Origin of the sequence: Noviherbaspirillum sp., assembly GCF_035654295.1 — a bacterium.
GTDB lineage: Bacteria > Pseudomonadota > Gammaproteobacteria > Burkholderiales > Burkholderiaceae_D > Noviherbaspirillum.
Genome location: NZ_DASRXF010000029.1, coordinates 1 through 4444 on the forward strand (window position 1 = coordinate 1; position 4444 = coordinate 4444).

The 4444-nt window shown below is 64.0% G+C and carries 3 protein-coding genes; all 3 read left to right on the forward strand.

Features of this window, described 5'->3' with window-relative positions; genetic code table 11:
- The coding region (locus tag VFF99_RS03665; protein WP_325015107.1) for a 3'-5' exonuclease at positions 1-1522 on the forward strand (1522 nt) is incomplete at its 5' end.
- 347 nt (positions 1523-1869) lie between these two features.
- Complete coding sequence (locus VFF99_RS03670) at positions 1870-2880, forward strand: porin (RefSeq protein ID WP_325015109.1); 1011 nt, start codon at positions 1870-1872, stop codon at positions 2878-2880.
- Between the two features lie 179 nt (positions 2881-3059).
- Positions 3060-4444, forward strand: a 1385-nt coding sequence (locus VFF99_RS03675; protein ID WP_325015111.1) for a malonyl-CoA decarboxylase, incomplete at its 3' end; no start/stop codon positions are given.

Sequence of the window (4444 nt, forward strand, 5' to 3'; positions counted from 1 at the left end):
CGCCACGCTCAATTCCTACCAGGCGGTCGACTTCGACGACCTGATCCGCCTGCCGGTCGAACTGTTCCGCAGCAAGGAAGAAGTGCGCGACCGCTGGCAGCGCAAGCTGCGCTACCTGCTGGTGGATGAATACCAGGACACGAACACATGCCAGTACGAACTGGTGAAGCTGCTAGTCACCGGCCTCGGCAAGAAGCCGATGTTTACCGCCGTGGGCGACGACGACCAGGCGATCTACGCCTGGCGCGGCGCGACCCTGGAAAACCTGCGCCAGCTGCAGGTGGACTTCCCCGACCTGAAGGTGATCAAGCTGGAGCAGAACTACCGTTCCAGCACGCGCATCCTGCAGGCGGCCAATTCGGTGATCTCGAACAACCCCAAGCTGTTCGAGAAGCAGCTCTGGTCGGAGCACGGCCTCGGCGACCCGGTGAAGGTACTTGCGATGCAGGACGACGAGCATGAAGCCGAACAGGTCGCGATCATGATCTCGGCGCACAAGTTCGAACGCCGCGCAAAGTTTTCCGACTACGCCATCCTCTATCGCGGCAACCACCAGGCGCGCATCATCGAGCAGTCGCTGCGCAAGGAGCGTATTCCGTACACGATCTCCGGCGGCCAGAGCTTTTTCGATCGCGCGGAAATCAAGGACATCGTTTCCTACCTGCGCCTCGTCGCCAACGGTGACGACGATCCCGCCTTCATCCGCGCCGTCACCACGCCCAAGCGCGGCGTCGGTCAAGCCACGCTGGAAGCGCTCGGCTCCTTCGCCGGGCAATGGCAGTGCTCGCTGTTCGAGGCGGTGTTCAAGGGCGGCATCGAAGCGAAACTGAACGACCGCCAGCTTGGCCCGCTGCGCGATTTCTGCAACTTCATCAACAATCTCGAAGCGCGCGCCTCCAAGCGCGGCGAAAGCGCCGCCGAGCTGCTCGACGAGATGATGAAGGAGATCAATTACGAGTTCTACCTGTACGACACCTTCGACGAGCGCCAGGCGCAAAGCAAATGGCAGAACGTGCTCGACTTCACCGGCTGGCTGAAGGAGAAGGGCACCGGCGGCCGCGACGGCACCGACGAAGAAAAGAGCCTGCTCGAACTGACGCAGATGGTCGCACTGATGACCATGCTCGAAGGGAAGGACGAGGAACCGGATGCAGTGCGCATGTCCACCCTGCATGCATCGAAGGGACTGGAATATCCGCACGTCTTCCTGGTCGGCGTGGAGGAGGGCATCCTGCCGCACAAGGGCGATCCCGACGCGCCCATCGAAACGCTCGCCGCGCGCATCGAGGAAGAACGGCGCCTGATGTATGTCGGCATCACCCGCGCGCAGCGCAGCCTGCACGTCACCTGGTGCAAGCGCCGCAAGCGCGCGCGAGAGAGCGTCAACTGCGAACCCTCGCGCTTCATCAAGGAGATGAAGCTGGACGAAGGCGATGCGGTGCCCAAGGAAGAAGAGAAGCTCACGCCGCAGGACAGGCTGGCCAACCTCAAGGCATTGCTGTCCAAACCGAGGGCAGCCTAGCCTCGCGTGTCATCGCCCTGTCACGGCCGCCACGCATAATTGCCTGACGGTCTAATCCCCAAGGTTTGACGTTTGCCCGCAGCCGCAAGGCGCGCGGGCTTTTTTCGTTTTCACGCCAAGGCGCATTGGCGCAAATGCGACACATGCACGTATGTCATCAAGCTGTCACGCGCACTTATCACAATGCATGGCGTTGCTCGTCTGCCAGGCATCGCATACCAATATGCGGAATCAGTCGTTCCGCACGCACGGACCCCGATGCCACAATGCAGCTCCAACAACAGCCGGCAAGAACATCGATCCTGCCGGGCATAACAATTCTTGGCTCACCTCTAGGAACCTCAACAATGAAAAAATCGCTTCTCGCCTTCGCCGTCCTGGCAGCCTTCGCCGGCACCGCCGCCGCCCAGACCAATGTCAGCATCTACGGTGTGGTCGACACCGGCATCACGCGTTTCGACAACGGCGCCACCACCACGACCCGCCTCGACAGCGGCATCCAGTCCGGCAGCCGCATCGGCTTCCGCGGCACCGAGGACCTGGGCGGCGGCTTGTCGGCGATCTTCACGCTGGAGAACGGCTTCAACGTCGATGACGGCACGCTCGGTCAGGGCAATCGTCTGTTCGGCCGCCAGGCATTCGTCGGCCTGTCCAGCACCAGCCTCGGCGCACTGAAGTTCGGCCGCCAGTACAACCCGATCCGTTCCGCCGTCGAAGGCGTGGACCCGTTCGGCCTCGGCCTGGCCGGCAATGCCGCCAACGTCTTCAACGTCTACGGCGACCGCACCGACAACACCATCAACTACTCGACCCCGAACTTCGGCGGCTTTACCGGCCAGCTCGCCTACAGCCTGGGCGAAATCGCGGGCAGCAACTCCATCGGCCGCAGCATCGGCCTGTCGGCCGGTTATGCCGCCGGCCCGCTGTCGGTGATCGTCGCCCACCACGACCAGAACCTGGTCGCTGCGGGCGCCGCCAACGGCGATTCCACCACCACCCTGCTCGGCGGCACCTTCGACTTCGGCGTCGCCAAGCTGCACGCCGCCTATGCGCGTAACAAGGGCGAGGGCGTCACCGGCGCGACCACCATCGACCGCGACGACGCCATGCTGGGCGTGAGCGCGCCGCTCGGCGCAGGCCGCATCCTCGCCTCCTGGATCCGCCGCAGCGACGACATCGGCGCCAACCGCGATGCCGACCAGATCGCACTGGGCTACACCTACGACCTGTCCAAGCGTACGAACTTCTACACCTCGTACGCCCGCACGCGCAACGAAGCCGCTGCCACGCTGAACGGCGCGTCCGCCGCAGGCCGCGACCCGTCCGTCTTCAACGTCGGCGTGCGCCACCGCTTCTGATCCTCGGAATCGGCAAATGGAAAGGCGCCCCGCGAGGCGCCTTTTTTATTGGCCCCGGCAGTCATGCAAAAAACCAACATCCGGACTGCTGCAAGTCAAACGGAGGAGTGCCGTTCCTGCACGCGAAACCAAGCGGCCGTACAATCGTCTTACCATTAGACGCATTCGGAGAGGCCGCCATGCTGATCGAATCCGCAGTCACCGCAGAACTGAAAGCCAGGGACTCGCTGCTGACCGGCGCGCGCAACTGGCTGGGCCGGCTGTTCCGCAAGCAGGAAGCGCCGGACGGCAGGCGGCACCTGTCCCCGGGCGAGCTGAAGAACCTGCGCCAGCGCTTCGCGGAATGCGCCGCCGAGCGCGGCGGTGTGGTCTCGGCGCGGCAGCGGGCGGCGGAAATCGGACAGATCTATTCCAGCCTCAACGACGACGGCCGCCGTGATTTCCTGCGCCTGCTGGCCCTCGAATTCGGGCCGCTGCGCGAAACCGTCGAAGCGGCGCTGCGCACCTGGACCAGCGCCGCCGACACCGACCGCAGGGGAAGCGCCGAAGTCGCGCTGCGCGAAGCCCTGCGCTCCCCGCGTTCCAAGATCCTCACGCAATTCAATGCGATTCCCAACGGCGTCATATTCCTCGTGGAAATGCGTGACGACATGCTGCGCTACCTCGCCGATGCGCCCGAACTCGGCGTGATCGAAAGCGAGCTGCATGCACTGCTCAGCGCCTGGTTCGATGTCGATTTCCTGCAGCTGCAGCGCATCAGCTGGAACTCCTCCGCGGCGCTGCTCGAAAAGCTGATCAAGTACGAAGCGGTGCACCAGATCCGCTCCTGGAACGACCTGCGCAACCGGCTCGATTCCGACCGCCGCTGCTATGGCCTGTTCCATCCCCGCATGCCGGACGAGCCGCTGATCTTCGTCGAGGTCGCGCTGACCGATACGCTGTCAAACAACATCCAGGTGCTGCTCGACGAATCCCTGCCGCCGCTGGAGCCGGGGCGGGCGAACACCGCGATCTTCTATTCGATCTCGAACACCCAGCCCGGCCTGCGCGGCCTGAGCTTCGGCAATTTCCTGATCAAGCGCGTGGTCGACGACCTGTCGCGCGATTTCCCGCAGTTGAAGACCTTCTCGACGCTGTCGCCGATTCCCGGTTTCCTGGGCTGGATGAAGAAGCAGGAACACTTGCTCGCGCGCGTGCGCGAAGCGCATGTGCCCGGCAACAACGAACTGCGCGCGAAGTGGCAGGCGGATGTGGCCGAGTGCCTCGCGTCGGGCGAATGGCATGCAGACGCGGCACTTGCCGCGGCGATCCAGCCCGTTCTGCAGGAAGCCTGCGCACGCTATCTCGTGCAGGAAAAATCGGATGCCCTGCCGCGCGATCCGGTGGCCCGCTTCCACCTCGTGAACGGCGCGCGCGTGGAGCGCCTGAACTGGCTGGCGGATACCTCCGACAAGGGCTGGAAGCAGTCGGCGGGGATGATGGTCAACTACCTGTATCGCAAGCCGGACCTCGAAGGGAACCACGAGCGGCTGATGTTGAAGGGGGAGGTGGCGATGTCGCGGGC